Source organism: Acinetobacter dispersus (assembly GCF_009884975.1).
GTDB classification, from domain to species: Bacteria; Pseudomonadota; Gammaproteobacteria; order Pseudomonadales; family Moraxellaceae; genus Acinetobacter; species Acinetobacter dispersus.
In genome coordinates this window covers 2,302,709-2,318,232 of record NZ_CP041970.1, presented here as the reverse complement: position 1 = coordinate 2,318,232, position 15,524 = coordinate 2,302,709, and the positions used below count along the sequence as shown (strand labels likewise).

Sequence of the window (15,524 nt, the reverse complement as noted above, 5' to 3'; positions counted from 1 at the left end):
GTAAAATGACAGATGTTAAAAAACTCATTACTGAGCATTTAGATATTTGGTTAACAGCGGAAACTGAGAAGAAGTCGGGGCGTGGACGTAGTTCAGGTTCTAATGATTCAATTTATGGGATTCAAAAACTTCGTGAATTAATTCTTGATTTAGCTGTTGTTGGAAAACTAACTAAGCAAAATTTTAATGATTCTAATGTAGAAAGTGCTTTAAAAGATACATTAAACATTAAATCACTTAAACTAAGTTCAAAAAAAACAAAGAATAGAAAAAATATTAATCTAGATCTTTCAAATAATAATATTCCATTAAACTGGAGACAGACTTATTTAGAAAATTTAGTAGAAGTTTTAAATGGAAGAGCATACAAAAAAAATGAATTGCTAGAAGCGGGTACACCCGTATTACGTGTAGGCAACTTATTCACTTCAGATCATTGGTATTACTCTGATCTTCAGTTAGAAGATGATAAATATTGTGATAATGGTGATCTATTATTTGCATGGTCTGCATCTTTTGGACCAGTTATCTGGCAAGGTTCAAAAGTCATATATCATTACCATATTTGGAAATTGAATTTTTTTAGTGAAACTGCAATTCATAAACAATATTTGTATCTTTATTTATTACAACAAACTAAAAGTATAAAAAATGCAGGTCATGGTGTGATGTTGGTACATCTTACTAAAGAAAAGATGGAAAAATTAGTCATAAACGTACCACCTTTAGAAGAACAACAACGTATAGTTGCGAAAGTGGATGAGCTGATGCAACTATGTGATCAACTTGAACAACAGCAAAATCTAAGCTCAGAAGCACATGATCAATTAGTTGATACATTATTAAATGTTTTGATTAACTCATCTGATGATGATGAGTTTCAACAGAATTGGCAGCATATTTCAAACAACTTTGATCTGCTAATTACTAGTGAATACAGTATTGGACAGCTAAAACAAACGATTTTGCAGTTGGCCGTGATGGGTAGGTTGGTAAAACAAGACTCTAATGATGAACCAGCAAGTGAATTGCTAGAACAAATTGCTGAAGAGAAATCGAAATTAGTAAAAGAAGGTAAGATTAAGAAGTCTAAGCCTTTGCCTGAAATAACTGACGATGAAAAGCCTTTTGAATTGCCAAGTGGGTGGATTTACACAAAAATCGCTGATCTTTGTCGTCCAATTTCTTCGGGTTCTACACCTAGCGCAGATAAATTCACACAGTTGGGTATCCCTTTCCTTAAAGTCTATAATATTAGAGATCAGAAGATAGATTTTTCTTATAAAGAGCAATTTATTGATAATGAAATTCATAAAGGAAAGCTAAGTCGCTCAAGACTTTATCCTAATGATGTCGTCATGAACATTGTTGGTCCACCTTTGGGTAAAATTGCAATTATTCCTGATGATTATCCAGAATGGAACTGTAACCAAGCCATAGTTTTCTTTGGTGTTTTAATTCCTGATATTTCAGAATATCTGTATACATATTTATGTGAAGGCTCATTTCTGAATCAAATTGAATTGATTGGTACAGCAGGACAAGACAATATCTCTGTGACAAAATCACAGAATATTGTTATGCCTTTACCGCCATTAAATGAGCAAAAACGTATTGTTAAAAAAGTAAATCAACTCTTCTCTATTATTGAACACTTGCAGGTTCTACAAAGTAAATTACGTAAAACAAAGCTTCATTTGGCTGATAGCTTAGTTAGTAATGCATTGAATGGTTCAAACGATAAGAGTAAATCCGAAACTACAGACAATATTATTCAGTTTGAAAAGCCTATTGAGGCTATTAAGCAATCGAATCAAAAAGTTGCTGACCAAATTGATTTATTTACAGATGAAAGTGTTGACGATGATGTGAAGCTTTTATCTCTAGCTGCTGAAATCACTTTTCAATTGCATACAGAGCCAACTTTTGGTCATCTAAAGCTACAAAAATTGATTTACTTATGCCAACAGTTAAAGCATATGGATTTAGCTGCTGATTTTAAACAACATGCCGCTGGTCCCTATGATCCAGTTATGGCTTGTTATTTAGATAAAGAGTTTAAAGATCGTGAGTGGTTTAGTTATGATCCTAAGCGAGACTTAAAGTACAAACCTCTTAGTAAGTGTAATGATCATAGATCAGCATTTAATAGGTATTTTGCTAAAGATGTGTCTGAGATTTATAACTTAATAGGAATTTTTAGAACAAGTAAGTCGGACCATATAGAAATAGTCGCAACACTCTTTGCATGTTGGTTACGTTTGTTAGAGAAAAAGCTATCAGTTAGCGAAGACCAGCTTTTAAAAGACTTTTATGCTTGGTCTAAAGAGAAGAAACGATTTAGTAAAGTTGAAGTTCTTAATGGTTATAAGTGGATGAAGCAAAATTCCGTTGTACCTGTTTAATATTAATCTAAATCTCTAAAAACCATTATTTGATTTCATGTCAGATATTGTAGGTGAGTTAATTAGACCTAAGTAAATAAAAAACCGCCATTTCGGCGGTTTTTTATAATTTGCTAATTCAACTTACCAGCTTAACGCACCACCAGTTTGGTAGTCTGTTACACGCGTTTCAAAGAAGTTCTTCTCTTTACGCAAGTCCATCATCTCAGACATCCACGCAAATGGGTTGGTTACACCAGCAAACTGCTCAGGTAAACCAAGTTGCGCTAAACGACGGTTACAGATGAACTTCAAGTATTCTTCCATCATGCTTGCATTCATACCCAATACACCACGTGGCATGGTGTCACGCGCATATTCGATCTCAAGCATAGTGCCTTCAAGAATCATTTGAATCACTTCTTCTTGGAACTCAGCCGTCCACAAGTGCGGGTTCTCGATCTTGATCTGGTTGATCATGTCGATACCGAAGTTCAAGTGCATAGATTCATCACGCAAGATGTACTGGAACTGCTCAGCAACACCGTTCATCTTGTTACGACGACCCATACTCAAGATTTGAGTAAAGCCACAGTAGAAGAAGATCCCTTCAAGAACACAGTAGAACGCGATCAAGTTACGCAATAAACGTTGGTCGTTTTCAGGCGTACCTGTGTTGAAAGTCGGATCACTTAAAGATTGAGTGTATTTCAAGCCCCACGATGCTTTACGTGCAACACTTGGAATCTCGCGGTACATGTTGAAGACTTCGCCTTCGTCCATACCCAAAGATTCGATACAGTATTGATAAGCATGCGTGTGAATCGCTTCTTCAAACGCTTGACGCAAGATGTACTGACGGCATTCAGGGTTGGTAATGTGACGGTAGATCGCCAACACCAAGTTGTTTGCAACCAATGAGTCCGCAGTTGAGAAGAAACCCAAAGAACGCATGATGATGGTACGCTCATCTTCAGTTAAGCCATTTTCAGACTTCCAAAGCGCGATATCGTGGTTCATGTTGACTTCTTGCGGCATCCAGTGGTTTGCACATCCGTCAAGATACTTCTGCCAAGCCCACTCGTATTTAAACGGAACAAGCTGGTTTAAGTCTGCGCGACAGTTGATCATTGCTTTATCATCAACCTGTACACGCTGTGCACCCATCTCAAGCTCTTCCAAGCCAGGTGCAGCATCTAAATGCTCTAAGGCAGCAGATGCTCGTGCCAACGAATCGGTGGGATTTGTTGATCGCACGGTATTGGTTCCAGCGGGTTGTGCAGCTGCCACGCGCGGCGATGATTGCTCTGAATCAGATACCACTTGCGTATTAACCGTTTTTTGCGTGTCGATGGGCGCAGACTTGTGTTCAGGTGCAGTCGGTTTTTGCGAATCATCTTCAAAATCGTCCCAACTAAGGATAGACATATTAATTCTCTCTTCGTTGCTTTATATCTTTTATTTAGACATCTCAAGCAAGGAGATGTCCTACTATACGCTCAATTTGTGTAAGCAAAATTAAGTTTTATTGACTGAAATTTTAAAAAGTGACCAGTGGACACTGATAATCCCTAAAACTTATTTTGCTTACGCTGTTGTTTACGTATTTTAAAAAATGCGTAAACCATTGGAATATAAAACACTAAAAAGGCACAGATCAGGACTATCACACCAAATTGATAATTATGACTGAGATGGAACATGATCTATGCCTCAATAGAAACCTCTCTTGCGGAGCTTTAGTCGCTCCTCACCCCTCCAAAGGAGAGGGAATTTATGGAGAGAGGTGTGAAATTACTGACAAGCTTCGCAGTCTGGATTGTCAATTGAACACGCCAATGGCACTGGCGCTGCTGTTGAGAAACCATCATCTTCAGTTTGAACTTCAGCTTTTTCTGTTACAACCGCTGCTGCCGCAACCACAGGCGCTTCAACCGATGCTGGTTTAACTGCATTCAGTGCCCCAGTATTAATGGTTGATTTCTCTGCAGAAGTCGCACCTAAAGCTCGGAGGTAATATGTGGTTTTAAGACCACGTAACCATGCCATCTTATAGGTGATGTCAAGTTTCTTACCATTCGCGCCAGCGATGTAAAGGTTCAATGACTGTGCTTGGTCGATCCATTTTTGGCGACGTGACGCAGCATCTACGATCCAGCGAGTATCCACTTCAAATGCAGTCGCGAAGATTGCTTTTAATTCTTCAGGAATACGCGCAATCTTTTGAACTGAACCTTCGAAGTGTTTTAGATCATTGACCATTACGGTATCCCAAAGACCACGTTCTTTTAATGCACGAACAAGGTAAGGGTTGATCACTGTGAATTCACCAGAAAGGTTAGATTTCACATACAAGTTTTGGAAAGTTGGCTCAATTGATTGAGACACGCCACAAATGTTAGAGATGGTTGCAGTCGGTGCAATCGCCATCACATTTGAGTTACGCATACCGTCTTTTTGAACTTTGGCACGTAAAGTGTCCCAGTCTAAACGTTGAGTACGATCCACTTCGAACATACGCTCTGGACGAGATTTCGCAACGATTTCTAAAGAGTCGATTGGCAAGATACCTTGATCCCACAATGAACCTTTAAATGTTGAGTAAGCACCACGTTCAAGCGCAAGGTTGCTTGATGTTTCGATTGCGTAGTAGCTGATCACTTCCATCGATTCATCAGCGAAATCAACGGCTGCATCTGAACCATAAGCAAGATTCATTTCATACAATGCATCTTGGAAGCCCATGATACCCATACCCACAGGGCGGTGTTTCAAGTTCGACGTTTTCGCTTGTGGTACAGCATAGTAGTTAATGTCGATTACGTTATCGAGCATACGCACCGCAGTTTTCACTGTACGCGCAAGCTTTTCACGATCTAATACGCCACCTTGAACGTGTTGTACAAGGTTAATCGAACCTAAGTTACATACCGCGATTTCATCTTGGTTTGTGTTTAACGTGATTTCTGTACACAAGTTAGATGAGTGAACGACACCCACGTGTTGTTGTGGTGAACGTAAGTTACATACGTCTTTGAATGTGATCCATGGGTGACCAGTTTCGAACAACATCGAAAGCATTTTGCGCCATAAATCTTTAGCACGTACTTTCTTGTGTAGCATGTTTTGTTCTTTTGCTACAGCTTCGTAGTGTGCATAACGCTCAGCGAATTCTGCGCCAGTTAAATCATGCAGGTCTGGTGTTTCAGACGGTGTGAATAATGTCCATTCAGCATCTTCAAACACACGTTGCATGAACAAGTCAGGAACCCAGTTCGCTGTGTTCATGTCGTGGGTACGACGACGGTCATCACCTGTGTTTTTACGTAGCTCTAGGAATTCTTCAACATCCAAGTGCCAGGTTTCAAGGTATGCACAAACTGCACCTTTACGCTTACCACCTTGGTTCACTGCAACGGCTGTATCGTTCGCAACTTTAAGGAACGGTACAACACCTTGAGATTTACCGTTGGTGCCTTTGATATAAGAGTTCAATGCACGTACAGGTGTCCAGTCATTACCTAAACCACCCGCCCATTTTGACAGCATCGCATTGTCACGCATTGCACCATAAATGTCATACAGGTCATCACCAATCGTGGTTAAGTAACAGCTAGATAATTGCGGACGCAATGTACCTGAGTTAAATAGCGTCGGTGTAGAAGCCATGTAGTCGAAGCTAGACAATAAGTCATAGAACTCGATTGCACGGTCTTCTCTATTTTCTTCATTGAGCGAAAGACCCATTGATACACGCATAAAGAATAATTGTGGTAATTCAAAACGCACGCCATTTGAATGGATGAAGTAACGGTCAAATAAAGTTTGTAGACCTAAATAGGTGAATTGGTTTGAGCGTTCTGGTTTGATCGCAGCAGCCAATTTTGCAAGGTCAAAATCAAGCAAGTCTTTAGACAGAAGATCAAGCTCAATACCTTTCTTCAAGAAGGTTTCTAAAGCATCACCTTCTAAGGTATCTGTCGGTAGACCGAGGAACTCTAAACCTGTGCTAACGAGCTCGCTACTAAGTAAACGCGCAGTCACATAAGTATAGTTTGGCTCTTGTTCGATACGGGTACGCGTTGCCATCATCATGGTGGTCGCGATATCGCTTTCTTTTACGCCGTTATATAAGTTCTTCACCGTTTCATCAAGAATGGCTTGAACATCAATTCCTTCTAGACCTTCACTTGCAGTTTGAATGGTTGCTGTAAGCGCATCCAAATCCAATGGTTGGAGCTGACCATTGGCATCTGTAATTTGAAGGGTAGGGTGATGGTTCGCACCAGTTTGCTGACGAGCACTTGCGCGTTGGTCACGATAAATGACGTAGGCACGTGCAACTTTTTGCTCGCCTGTACGCATCAATGCCAATTCAACTTGGTCTTGAATTTCTTCGATATGAATTGTACCGCCAGAAGGCAAACGACGATTAAATGTGTTCATTACCATTTCAGTCAGTTGAGTGATACGGTCATGGATACGACTTGAGTCAGTACCTTGTTGACCTTCAACAGCTAAAAATGCTTTCCCAATCGCAACAGAAATTTTCTCGGCATTAAATGTCGCAATCTCACCGGTGCGCTTAATGACCTGAAGTTGGCCAGGAGTAGAAGTGATGATGCTCATGTCAGCATAGCTCCATTATCATCTATTTTTATGTTCATGGACCGTTTGAATCGAGCAAAAAGTATGCCACGATGTTTGAGGGATAAACACAATACTTAGTGGTTAAAGTTTATTTTCAACACAAGATACGGGATTTTTTGGAGTAGATCAATCCTTGACATTTTACTAATTTTTTTTTCATGTCTTAACTGCTGAAATCACAGTCACATAGCATATCAAAGCCATTGAAAAAGGCTTATAGATAACTCTGTGGATAACTCAAAAAACAAACACTTAAATTATTTTGGGCCAAGAAAGAAACAAATTGTTTAACATTGGCACAAAATTTATACTAAATATTCATCCTATCGGAAAATGCATATATTTCTGAAAAATATATTAAAATTCATAATTTTAATAAAAAGATAACAAAACTGGGTAAGCGTGTATCAGTTTGGTGAACGCCTACTTGTTTACAATGTAAACGTGTGTATATTGCAAAACATAAACCAATGTATCTGTCAGATTTCATAGATAGATTCACTCAGATTTTAGGGGCAAACAAATGAGCCAAGAAGAAAAGTTACCGAAGATTTTGATCGTAGAAGATGACGAACGCTTAGCACGTTTAACACAAGAGTATTTGATTCGTAACGGTTTAGAAGTTGGAGTCGAAACTGATGGTAATCGTGCAATCCGTCGCATTATCAGCGAGCAACCAGATTTAGTGGTTCTCGATGTGATGTTACCTGGCGCAGATGGTTTAACCGTTTGTCGTGAAGTGCGTCCACATTACCACCAACCTATTCTGATGCTTACTGCACGTACAGAAGATATGGATCAGGTACTTGGCTTAGAAATGGGTGCGGACGATTACGTTGCGAAACCTGTTCAACCACGTGTATTACTGGCTCGTATCCGTGCTTTATTACGCCGTACTGATAAGACAGTTGAAGATGAAGTTGCTCAACGTATTGAGTTTGATGACCTTGTCATTGATAACGGTGGCCGTTCAGTAACCTTAAATGGTGAGTTGGTTGATTTCACCAGCGCTGAATATGACTTGTTATGGTTGTTGGCTTCAAACGCTGGTCGTATCTTGTCTCGTGAAGATATCTTTGAGCGCCTTCGTGGTATTGAATACGATGGCCAAGATCGTTCAATCGATGTACGTATTTCACGTATCCGTCCAAAAATTGGTGATGATCCAGAAAACCCGAAACGCATTAAAACTGTGCGTAGTAAAGGTTACTTGTTTGTTAAAGAAACCAACGGGATCTAAATCCCTCGAATCCTCCTTAAAAAAGGGGGATTCTTTCCTTTCTGCAAAGGACTTGTGTAGCGTAGCTGCATAAGTGGGATTTTAATAGCTTGGAATTATTTACCTTATGGTGAGTCGAGTACTGAAAAACAGCATATTCTTGCGTATTTATGCTGGGTTGGTGGTTTTAGTTGTTGTGGTTGCCGCATTTTGTTATTTGCTGGTCCAAATCATTAACTATCAACGGGCGCAAGAATATCGCGAGTCTCTCACAGATGGCATTTCCTATGTCATTAGTGAAGGGGTATCTCGTCAGCCAGAAAAACAACAGAAGTTAGATTGGATTTCCGATGCATCTGACTTGCTGGAACTCCCTATCTACTATGTCGATGCTGAACGGGTAGAATTATCCCGTACAGAGAAGAAAAGGGTCGCTGAGCAAAAGTCGGTGGTTCGTTATGATGCAAATAATGGGATCGGCTATATTATTATTGGCCTGAAAGATGATCCTAAGCATTTTCTTTATATCAAAGTCGATAAAATTGGCGAACGCCAAATGAAAGCGCTTCCGATTTTTGTACTGGATTATTTGATTTTCTATCCAGGGCAGGAGCGTGAGTACTTAGACAAAATTAAAAAGCATTTCTATTATTCAATTGAAATAAAAGATATTAAAGACATCAATCTGGATTCAGAACAGATTGGTCGCTTACGCCAAGATCAAAGCGTGTTGTTGTATAAAGACAGTGCAACCATGCGTGGCACCACGATTTCCATTGTTTCTCCAATGCCAAACCATCCTGCACAAGTCCTGATTCTTGGGCCTGTGCCAATGTTCAATTGGATGCCGTTCCAGCTTTCAGCCGGGATTACCTTATTTAGCTTGTTCTTGTTGAGCTTGGGTGTTTATGGCCTGATTTTACCGCTTGAGCGTAAAATCCGTCAGGTACGTTATGCTTTGAACAAGATGAAGTCGGGTGATTTGTCATTACGTGTACCAATTGAAGGTACTGATGAAATGGCAAACTTGGCATCAAGTTATAACAATATGTCAGATCATATTCAGCGTTTGATTGAAGCACAGCGTGAATTGATGCGTGCGGTGTCGCATGAACTCAGAACACCTGTGGCGCGGATTCGTTTTGGTATGGAGATGCTGGCTGAAGAAGATGATTATAATTATCGTATTCAGCAAGTGGACATGATTGACAAGGATATTGAAGCACTCAATACCTTGATTGATGAGATCATGACCTATGCCAAATTGGAGCAGGGTACGCCATCTTTAGACTTCGAAGATATTGTACTGGTTGAGGTGCTTGACCAAGTGGCAATGGAAACGGAAGCTTTGAAGACTCAAAAAGAGATTGAGTTGATTGCGCCACCATTGGCCTTGAAAGTCGATGCAGAGCGTCGTTATCTACATCGTGTCGTACAAAACTTGGTGGGTAATGCAGTCCGTTATTGCGATAACAAGGTACGTATCAGCGGTGGTATCCGTGCTGATGGTAATGCCTATGTTTGTGTGGAAGATGACGGTCCCGGGATTCCAGAGCAAGAGCGTGCGCGAATCTTTGAAGCTTTTGCCCGCCTAGATGATAGTCGTACCCGCGCTTCGGGTGGCTATGGTCTTGGTTTGTCGATTGTCAGCCGTATTGCTTATTGGTTCGGTGGAACGATTCAGGTGGATCAGAGTCCAAATTTAGGCGGTGCTCGTTTTATTATGACGTGGCCTGCAAAGCGATATAAGCAAGTAATTAAAAAATAACGAAAGAGTAAAAAGGAATGACGCAGATCATTCCTTTTTTATTTGTTTATTCTGAAACAGAGCACTCTAAAACAGCAAGGCTTAGTGGGGGATTAGCAATTTAAGCCCATGTTTTTGACCAGTAGATTTGATGTTCTTTACTATTCCAATGACCTTTGAGTTGTGCAGCTTGAAAAGAGTCTAATTTTTGGACGCGCTGCATATAATTGATCGTTGCAGAAAACTGTTGACTGTCTGGGATTAAGTCCAGCAGAGCTTCCACTAAAAAGACCATCATGATATCCGCAGCAGAGACGTTTTCTCCTGCAAACCATGTATGTGCAGTCAGATGCTGTTCTATTAACGCCATTTGGCTATAAAGGGTGGGGTTGAGAAATTGTTGGTCAAAAGCTCGCTTGATGATTTTGATTAAAGGTCGCGCAAAAAAAGGCGACCGATCTACCATGCGAGAGAAAATTTGCTTGAGTGCTAAATTCGGCATCAGCGTTGCATCTGCAAAATTTTTCCAATAAAAATAGTGCTGTTTATTTACTGAATCTATTGGTTGGAGCTGATGAAGCGACTCCTTCGTGAGCAGATTGTCTAATATAGCGGACGTCTCTGCTAAAACTTGGGGCGGGGTAGCTGTGTCATCCACCAGAATGGGCACCTTACCTAAGGGGTGAATGTCCTTCAGCCACTCAGGTGCCTCGCCGTTGTGAGTGCGCTCACAAAAAATAAGCTCATAGTCGAGTTGTAAGACTTCAAGTAGCCACACAATACGCTGCGAGCGAGAGTTGCTTAGATGGTAGAGTTTTAACATAGATTTTAATCGGCTCTAGTTAATAGTGTCCGCCTGCTGGGGAGTGTGGTCCTGGTGTCCAGTTACGTGTTGCGGCACGTATACCCAGGTTGGCAATGACTTGTGATGCCAATTGAGCTTTGATGCTCTGTGGTGCTTGGGCATTCAGTCCAGTCATGATTGAATTCATTGCATTATCTACCAACGTATTGATCGCTGTGGGGTTTTGCAAGCTTTGTAGAATGACCGTGCTGCTCTTACTGGCGAGAATAAAATCGGTGACAGCTTGGCTATTGGCATATAAGAATTCTGCTTTACTGCGATCAAAGGATTGATCGGAACCGTTTATATACACAGTAGCCCCGTATAAAATCGATTGACCTACACTGACATTGTTTTGCTCGACTTGCCCATAATTTAATGGCGCATTCCAATAGTAAAAAGAGCCACCCCAACCTCCCGGTGTTTGCTGAAAACGGCCCAAGCGGTAATTGCCAATTGCTGCGCTAATATCGTTGCTAATCATGGCGGGGAAAACAGGTATTCCTTTGCTACTTAAAATGTCATTCATAACATTTTGCCCAATTAGGTTTGAGGTTTTTTGTAGTTGTTGATTGATTTGAGATTGTGGCATGTTGGATTGAATAGCGCCGCGATATTGCAGACCGTATTGAGTCGCGCCACGGATATAGTTGCTGGCGGGTACGCTGGTGTTTGCAGCGTTGATCGCAGCCGCCTGACTAAACCAGAATTTAGTATTTTGATCGACGAGACTAGAGTCTTTGATGATTTGATAAACATATTGATATAAAGGTGAAAATAGTCCAGCAGGCTGATTATCGCCGTAGGTAGAAATGACATCTACCAGTTGATTATTCTGATCCAGTAAATTCTGTTGCTTCAATAATTGGGTGAGTTGCTGCATTTGCTCTGCGGTAAATGCTTGTTCCAAGGTTTTTGCTGAGGCGATCGTCGATAAGCCCAATAACAAAATGATCGTGATACTTTGATTTAGTTGTTTGATTTGCATCATCACTCCTGAAGACTATATTGTCATTTCTTGGATTGTCTTTTGCCATTTTTGGAATTATTGGCAAGAAAAAAGCAGCATCTTTGCTGCTTTTTATAAATATAGTGAAGAATGACAATAATCTAAAGTGCTGACCGTTTATTGGCACGAAATGAATAAGTTTTACTCATGCAGTGTTGCATCTGGTGTGATTAATGTTTTGCCATTACGTAAGCTGGTCAGCGCCTCAGCATTAAAATCAATGAGCAGAGCATTATTTTTAATATCGATTTTATAACCTTGGATGAGTGCTTGATCTCCATTTAAGGTTTCGACTTTATAGGTGTCAGCAATATTCAGAATGCTTTCTAAATTGGTCGTTGTTGCCGCAAAATCCTCTCTAAATACTTCGTATATGTCTCTTAAATCAAAAATCGCATTATCAGCATCTGGATGTTTTCGAACATAACTTTCTATGTGACGCATGAGTAGTTGTGAAAAAAAGAAATAATCCGAAGCGTGAGTGTATTCTAGATGCATATTTTTCTCCTTTTGTGCTCATTCTAGAATACTCATCTATTGAGTCGGCTGTGTATAAAGATAATTAAAGTATTTAGCTGAATTGCAACATATTATGTCGAAATGATAACTTGGTTTCGGCCTTGTCTTTTAGCTTGATAAAGGGCGTCATCTGCCTGTTTAAATAATTGCTCGATACTGTGTTGATTTTCAGGTGCGCAGACACAAATTCCAATGCTGATTTGAATGAAGAAACTTTGCTGTTGTTCTTGTTCAATTGGCGTTTGGCTGATCTGTAGACGAATTTTTTCAGCGCAAAGATAGGCCGCATCGGCATCGGTATTGGTCATAAAGATCGCGAATTCTTCACCGCCTAAACGTCCGAGTAAATCTTGTGGTCTGAGCAGGCTTTGAATGGTTTGTACGCAGCTTTGTAAGGCGCGATCTCCCATTTGATGACCATAGTTATCGTTGACCTGTTTAAAATGATCAATGTCGAGCATCAGGAAAGCGGTAGTGTGACCTGAGTGTGTTGCCTGTTGCTGTAGCAATTGTACCGATTGTAGAAATTGACGTCGGGTGAGGCTTGAGGTGAGTTCATCGTGCGCAATGGTATGCTGCAATTCTTGGATTAACTTGGATCTCACCATATTAATACTGGAAACGGTGAGGGGAGCAATGGTCATCATAATCAGCCCAAGGCGGATCGAGATGGCATTATTTAAAAATTGCTCTGGGTAAAGCAATAGATAGTTTTGCGAGACATGATAGATCACAAAAGCACAGCTGATCGAGGTAATGATCGCCACAGAAAAATGGCGATAACTCAAGGCGCACCAGATCAGTGCCGCAATTGGGTAAAGCAAGGAACCAGGGCCTGCATCATAGTAGCCAATTGCAATGGAGAAAATAACTGCAAATAGCGGCAAGCTTTGTTGAACGGTCTGAGTTTTAAACTCTTTCAGTTGTTGTTTAAATTCACTCCAATATGGTGCGCTAATGATGGCCGGTAACAGCAGCAGTGCATTTTGAATTTCTGCAGTAAACCAATAACCAAAGTCGATCCAGAACGAACCTAAAGCAAATTTAGTATTGAATAGAGGAAGGGTGATTGCCGCAAAAGAAGAACTGGCTAATCCACCAATACAGCAAAAACTAAATAGAAATAGATAAAAATAGCCATGATGCATTGAACGGATGAATGCATTAAATTTGATATAAAGGGCCAATGTCGTGATGACATACAGCAAATTTGCAGAGGTAAGGCAAATATTGAGTAAAAAAGGTGTATCTTGGGAAGTATCAGCGAGTAGATAACCCACAATTGCCCCAATAAAACTGATCGGATGGCGTGTTTGTGGAAAGCGGATCAGTAAACCAAGCAGAACAGAGTTGGCTGGCCAAAAAGAAGCGAGAAAAGTTAAGTGTCTGGTCGCAATACCGAGTAGGCAGCACAGTAAAATCACCCCGCTAAAGAGTAGAAATAAGTGTAACAGTGAGCGTGGTTTTAATGCTGTAAGAGCTATAGGCATTCTGACGCGTTTCTATGGGGAGGCAAGGTCGCGCTATTATATAAATTCTGTTTAAATTTTCATCATAAATTTGTATCAATGCAATGATTTAGTTCGTGCTGCAATATATTGGGGCGGGGCACTCAAAATTTAGATTTTTTCACGATGTAGAAAAAGAAAAAAATGATCAATATTGTTTTCTTGATTAGATAATTCGATTTTTAGGGGTGAATTAACCATGATCTTGGATATATCTGTAAATTTAAGGACAAAATCATCCGAAAGACTAAAGCGCATCAACTAGCATGAGAAATTAGAAATCAGGTACAATTGGCGGGATTAATTTTGTGTTTGGTGTATTTGAAGGCCAATACATACATTCTTTGTTAAAAATAGGCCTGCCAGGAGTTATCCCCGCATGAGTGCCATTACTCCATACGAATGGGCAATAATTGCCTTCGTGATCGGCGTTACATTTCTTTGCGTTTTTATGCTCACTGTTCCCTTACTCCTAGGGGGTAAAGCATGGGGACGTGCAAAGCAAGAGCAGTTTGAATCAGGTGTAGTTGGTGCGGGCGGTGCTCGTATCCGCTTGTCAGCCAAGTTCTATTTAGTTGCAATCTTCTTTGTGGTTTTCGATTTAGAAGCCCTCTATCTTTACGCTTGGGCAACTTCAGTTCGTGAAGTTGGTTGGGTTGGCTTTGCGACGGCTGCAGTCTTTATTTTAGTTTTATTGATCGGTTTAATTTACGAACTTTCAACAGGCGCACTCAACTGGGCACCTTCAGATCGTCGTAAAGCGGCTGGAATTAAAACCAAAATTGGTTCGCCAAATATGAACATTGCTGACATTACGCGATTCAATAACATTGAAGAGTTAGTAATCGATCCTACTGGTCATATTCCAGCACAGTCTTCTGGTCGTGTTAAATCAAAAACACCGACTACATCATCATTTGAACAGGAGTAAGTCGGGATGAAATATACTTTAACCCGTGCGAATCCGGATGCAGATCAATATCCATTACAAGATCGTCAAATCGTTACAGATCCACTTGAAGAAGAAGTGAATAAAAGCGTAATGATGACGCGTCTTGAAGATGTGTTGCATACAGCGGTGAACTGGGGGCGTAAAAACTCTTTGTGGCCATTTAACTTTGGTACTTCATGCTGCTACGTTGAATATGCAACGACTTTAACGGGTGTACATGACTTATCACGTTTTGGTGCTGAGGTTATTCGTGCTTCACCACGTCAAGCAGACTTGATGATTGTTGCAGGGACCTGCTTTGTCAAAATGGCACCTGTAATTCAACGTTTGTATGAACAGATGCTTGAGCCTAAATGGGTCATCTCAATGGGTGCTTGTGCGAACTCTGGCGGTATGTATGACATCTACTCTGTGGTTCAAGGTGTCGATAAAATTATTCCTGTTGATGTGTACATCCCAGGTTGCCCGCCTCGTCCAGAAGCATTGATTCAAGCATTGATGTTACTTCAAGACCAAATTCAACTAGAGCGCCGTCCACTTTCAGCGGTTATTGGTGATGATCTTCAGCCTGTGTATAAGCCAAAGATGATGCCAGAACGTGACCGTAAAAATGCTGAACGTATTGCGGTGAAAAACTTACGCTCTATGGATGATATTAAATAATTTTGACGATGAGTTTTTGACATGTCCGT

12 protein-coding genes are annotated in these 15,524 nt (G+C 40.5%); 5 read left to right on the top strand and 7 right to left on the bottom strand.

Annotated features, from left to right (window positions below):
• Positions 1–5 precede the first annotated feature (5 nt).
• Entirely contained in the window at positions 6–2,405 is a 2,400-nt protein-coding gene (locus tag FPL17_RS10560; protein ID WP_159884949.1) for a restriction endonuclease subunit S, read from the top strand.
• A gap of 123 nt (positions 2,406–2,528) precedes the next feature.
• Here FPL17_RS10560 and FPL17_RS10555 read toward each other — a convergent pair whose 3' ends face one another.
• The 3 genes from FPL17_RS10555 to FPL17_RS10545 all read right to left on the bottom strand — a co-directional run bounded on the left by FPL17_RS10555 (position 2,529) and on the right by FPL17_RS10545 (position 7,013).
• The gene (locus FPL17_RS10555; protein WP_005191303.1) at positions 2,529–3,812 is read right to left on the bottom strand and encodes a ribonucleotide-diphosphate reductase subunit beta; all 1,284 of its coding nucleotides are present in this window, start codon (positions 3,810–3,812) and stop codon (positions 2,529–2,531) included.
• 143 nt (positions 3,813–3,955) lie between these two features.
• Positions 3,956–4,087 (bottom strand): hypothetical protein, encoded by a 132-nt coding sequence (locus FPL17_RS10550; RefSeq protein ID WP_004804753.1) that lies wholly within the window; start codon positions 4,085–4,087, stop codon positions 3,956–3,958.
• A gap of 91 nt (positions 4,088–4,178) precedes the next feature.
• On the bottom strand, positions 4,179–7,013 hold the full coding sequence (locus tag FPL17_RS10545; RefSeq protein ID WP_159884947.1) for a ribonucleoside-diphosphate reductase subunit alpha: 2,835 nt from the start codon (positions 7,011–7,013) through the stop codon (positions 4,179–4,181).
• 544 nt (positions 7,014–7,557) lie between these two features.
• Between FPL17_RS10545 and bfmR the strand changes: the two genes are divergently transcribed.
• Complete coding sequence (bfmR, locus tag FPL17_RS10540) at positions 7,558–8,274, top strand: response regulator transcription factor BfmR (protein ID WP_004655457.1); 717 nt, start codon at positions 7,558–7,560, stop codon at positions 8,272–8,274.
• Between the two features lie 106 nt (positions 8,275–8,380).
• The gene (bfmS, locus tag FPL17_RS10535; protein WP_005151261.1) at positions 8,381–10,021 is read left to right on the top strand and encodes a sensor histidine kinase BfmS; all 1,641 of its coding nucleotides are present in this window, start codon (positions 8,381–8,383) and stop codon (positions 10,019–10,021) included.
• A gap of 100 nt (positions 10,022–10,121) precedes the next feature.
• On the opposite strand, the gene FPL17_RS10530 is transcribed toward bfmS, so the two are convergent.
• The 4 genes from FPL17_RS10530 to FPL17_RS10515 all read right to left on the bottom strand — a co-directional run bounded on the left by FPL17_RS10530 (position 10,122) and on the right by FPL17_RS10515 (position 13,862).
• Entirely contained in the window at positions 10,122–10,823 is a 702-nt protein-coding gene (locus FPL17_RS10530; RefSeq protein WP_159884945.1) for a glutathione S-transferase family protein, read from the bottom strand.
• Between the two features lie 19 nt (positions 10,824–10,842).
• A complete protein-coding gene (locus FPL17_RS10525) occupies positions 10,843–11,832 on the bottom strand; it encodes a hypothetical protein (RefSeq protein ID WP_159884943.1) in 990 nt (329 codons plus the stop codon).
• 162 nt (positions 11,833–11,994) lie between these two features.
• Positions 11,995–12,351, bottom strand: a complete 357-nt coding sequence (locus tag FPL17_RS10520; protein WP_005191290.1) for a hypothetical protein — start codon at positions 12,349–12,351, stop codon at positions 11,995–11,997.
• A gap of 92 nt (positions 12,352–12,443) precedes the next feature.
• Complete coding sequence (locus FPL17_RS10515) at positions 12,444–13,862, bottom strand: GGDEF domain-containing protein (protein ID WP_159884941.1); 1,419 nt, start codon at positions 13,860–13,862, stop codon at positions 12,444–12,446.
• Positions 13,863–14,259: 397 nt separating this feature from the next.
• On the opposite strand from FPL17_RS10515, the gene ndhC reads away from it, so the two are divergent.
• Both ndhC and FPL17_RS10505 read left to right on the top strand, forming a co-directional pair.
• Complete coding sequence (ndhC, locus tag FPL17_RS10510; RefSeq protein WP_005151251.1) at positions 14,260–14,811, top strand: NADH-quinone oxidoreductase subunit A; 552 nt, start codon at positions 14,260–14,262, stop codon at positions 14,809–14,811.
• Positions 14,812–14,817: 6 nt separating this feature from the next.
• Complete coding sequence (locus FPL17_RS10505; RefSeq protein WP_004655450.1) at positions 14,818–15,495, top strand: NuoB/complex I 20 kDa subunit family protein; 678 nt, start codon at positions 14,818–14,820, stop codon at positions 15,493–15,495.
• The last annotated feature ends 29 nt before the right edge of the window (positions 15,496–15,524 follow it).

Bases quoted from the DNA above. Each gene is read 5' to 3' on its own strand.
- FPL17_RS10520 (WP_005191290.1), bottom strand. From the start codon at position 12,351: ATGCATCTAGAATACACTCACGCTTCGGATTATTTCTTTTTTTCACAA.
- FPL17_RS10515 (WP_159884941.1), bottom strand. From the start codon at position 13,862: ATGCCTATAGCTCTTACAGCATTAAAACCACGCTCACTGTTACACTTA.
- FPL17_RS10525 (WP_159884943.1), bottom strand. From the start codon at position 11,832: ATGCAAATCAAACAACTAAATCAAAGTATCACGATCATTTTGTTATTG.
- bfmR (WP_004655457.1), top strand. From the start codon at position 7,558: ATGAGCCAAGAAGAAAAGTTACCGAAGATTTTGATCGTAGAAGATGAC.
- FPL17_RS10555 (WP_005191303.1), bottom strand. From the start codon at position 3,812: ATGTCTATCCTTAGTTGGGACGATTTTGAAGATGATTCGCAAAAACCG.
- ndhC (WP_005151251.1), top strand. From the start codon at position 14,260: ATGAGTGCCATTACTCCATACGAATGGGCAATAATTGCCTTCGTGATC.
- FPL17_RS10550 (WP_004804753.1), bottom strand. From the start codon at position 4,087: ATGTTCCATCTCAGTCATAATTATCAATTTGGTGTGATAGTCCTGATC.
- FPL17_RS10545 (WP_159884947.1), bottom strand. From the start codon at position 7,013: ATGAGCATCATCACTTCTACTCCTGGCCAACTTCAGGTCATTAAGCGC.
- bfmS (WP_005151261.1), top strand. From the start codon at position 8,381: ATGGTGAGTCGAGTACTGAAAAACAGCATATTCTTGCGTATTTATGCT.
- FPL17_RS10530 (WP_159884945.1), bottom strand. From the start codon at position 10,823: ATGTTAAAACTCTACCATCTAAGCAACTCTCGCTCGCAGCGTATTGTG.
- FPL17_RS10560 (WP_159884949.1), top strand. From the start codon at position 6: ATGACAGATGTTAAAAAACTCATTACTGAGCATTTAGATATTTGGTTA.
- FPL17_RS10505 (WP_004655450.1), top strand. From the start codon at position 14,818: ATGAAATATACTTTAACCCGTGCGAATCCGGATGCAGATCAATATCCA.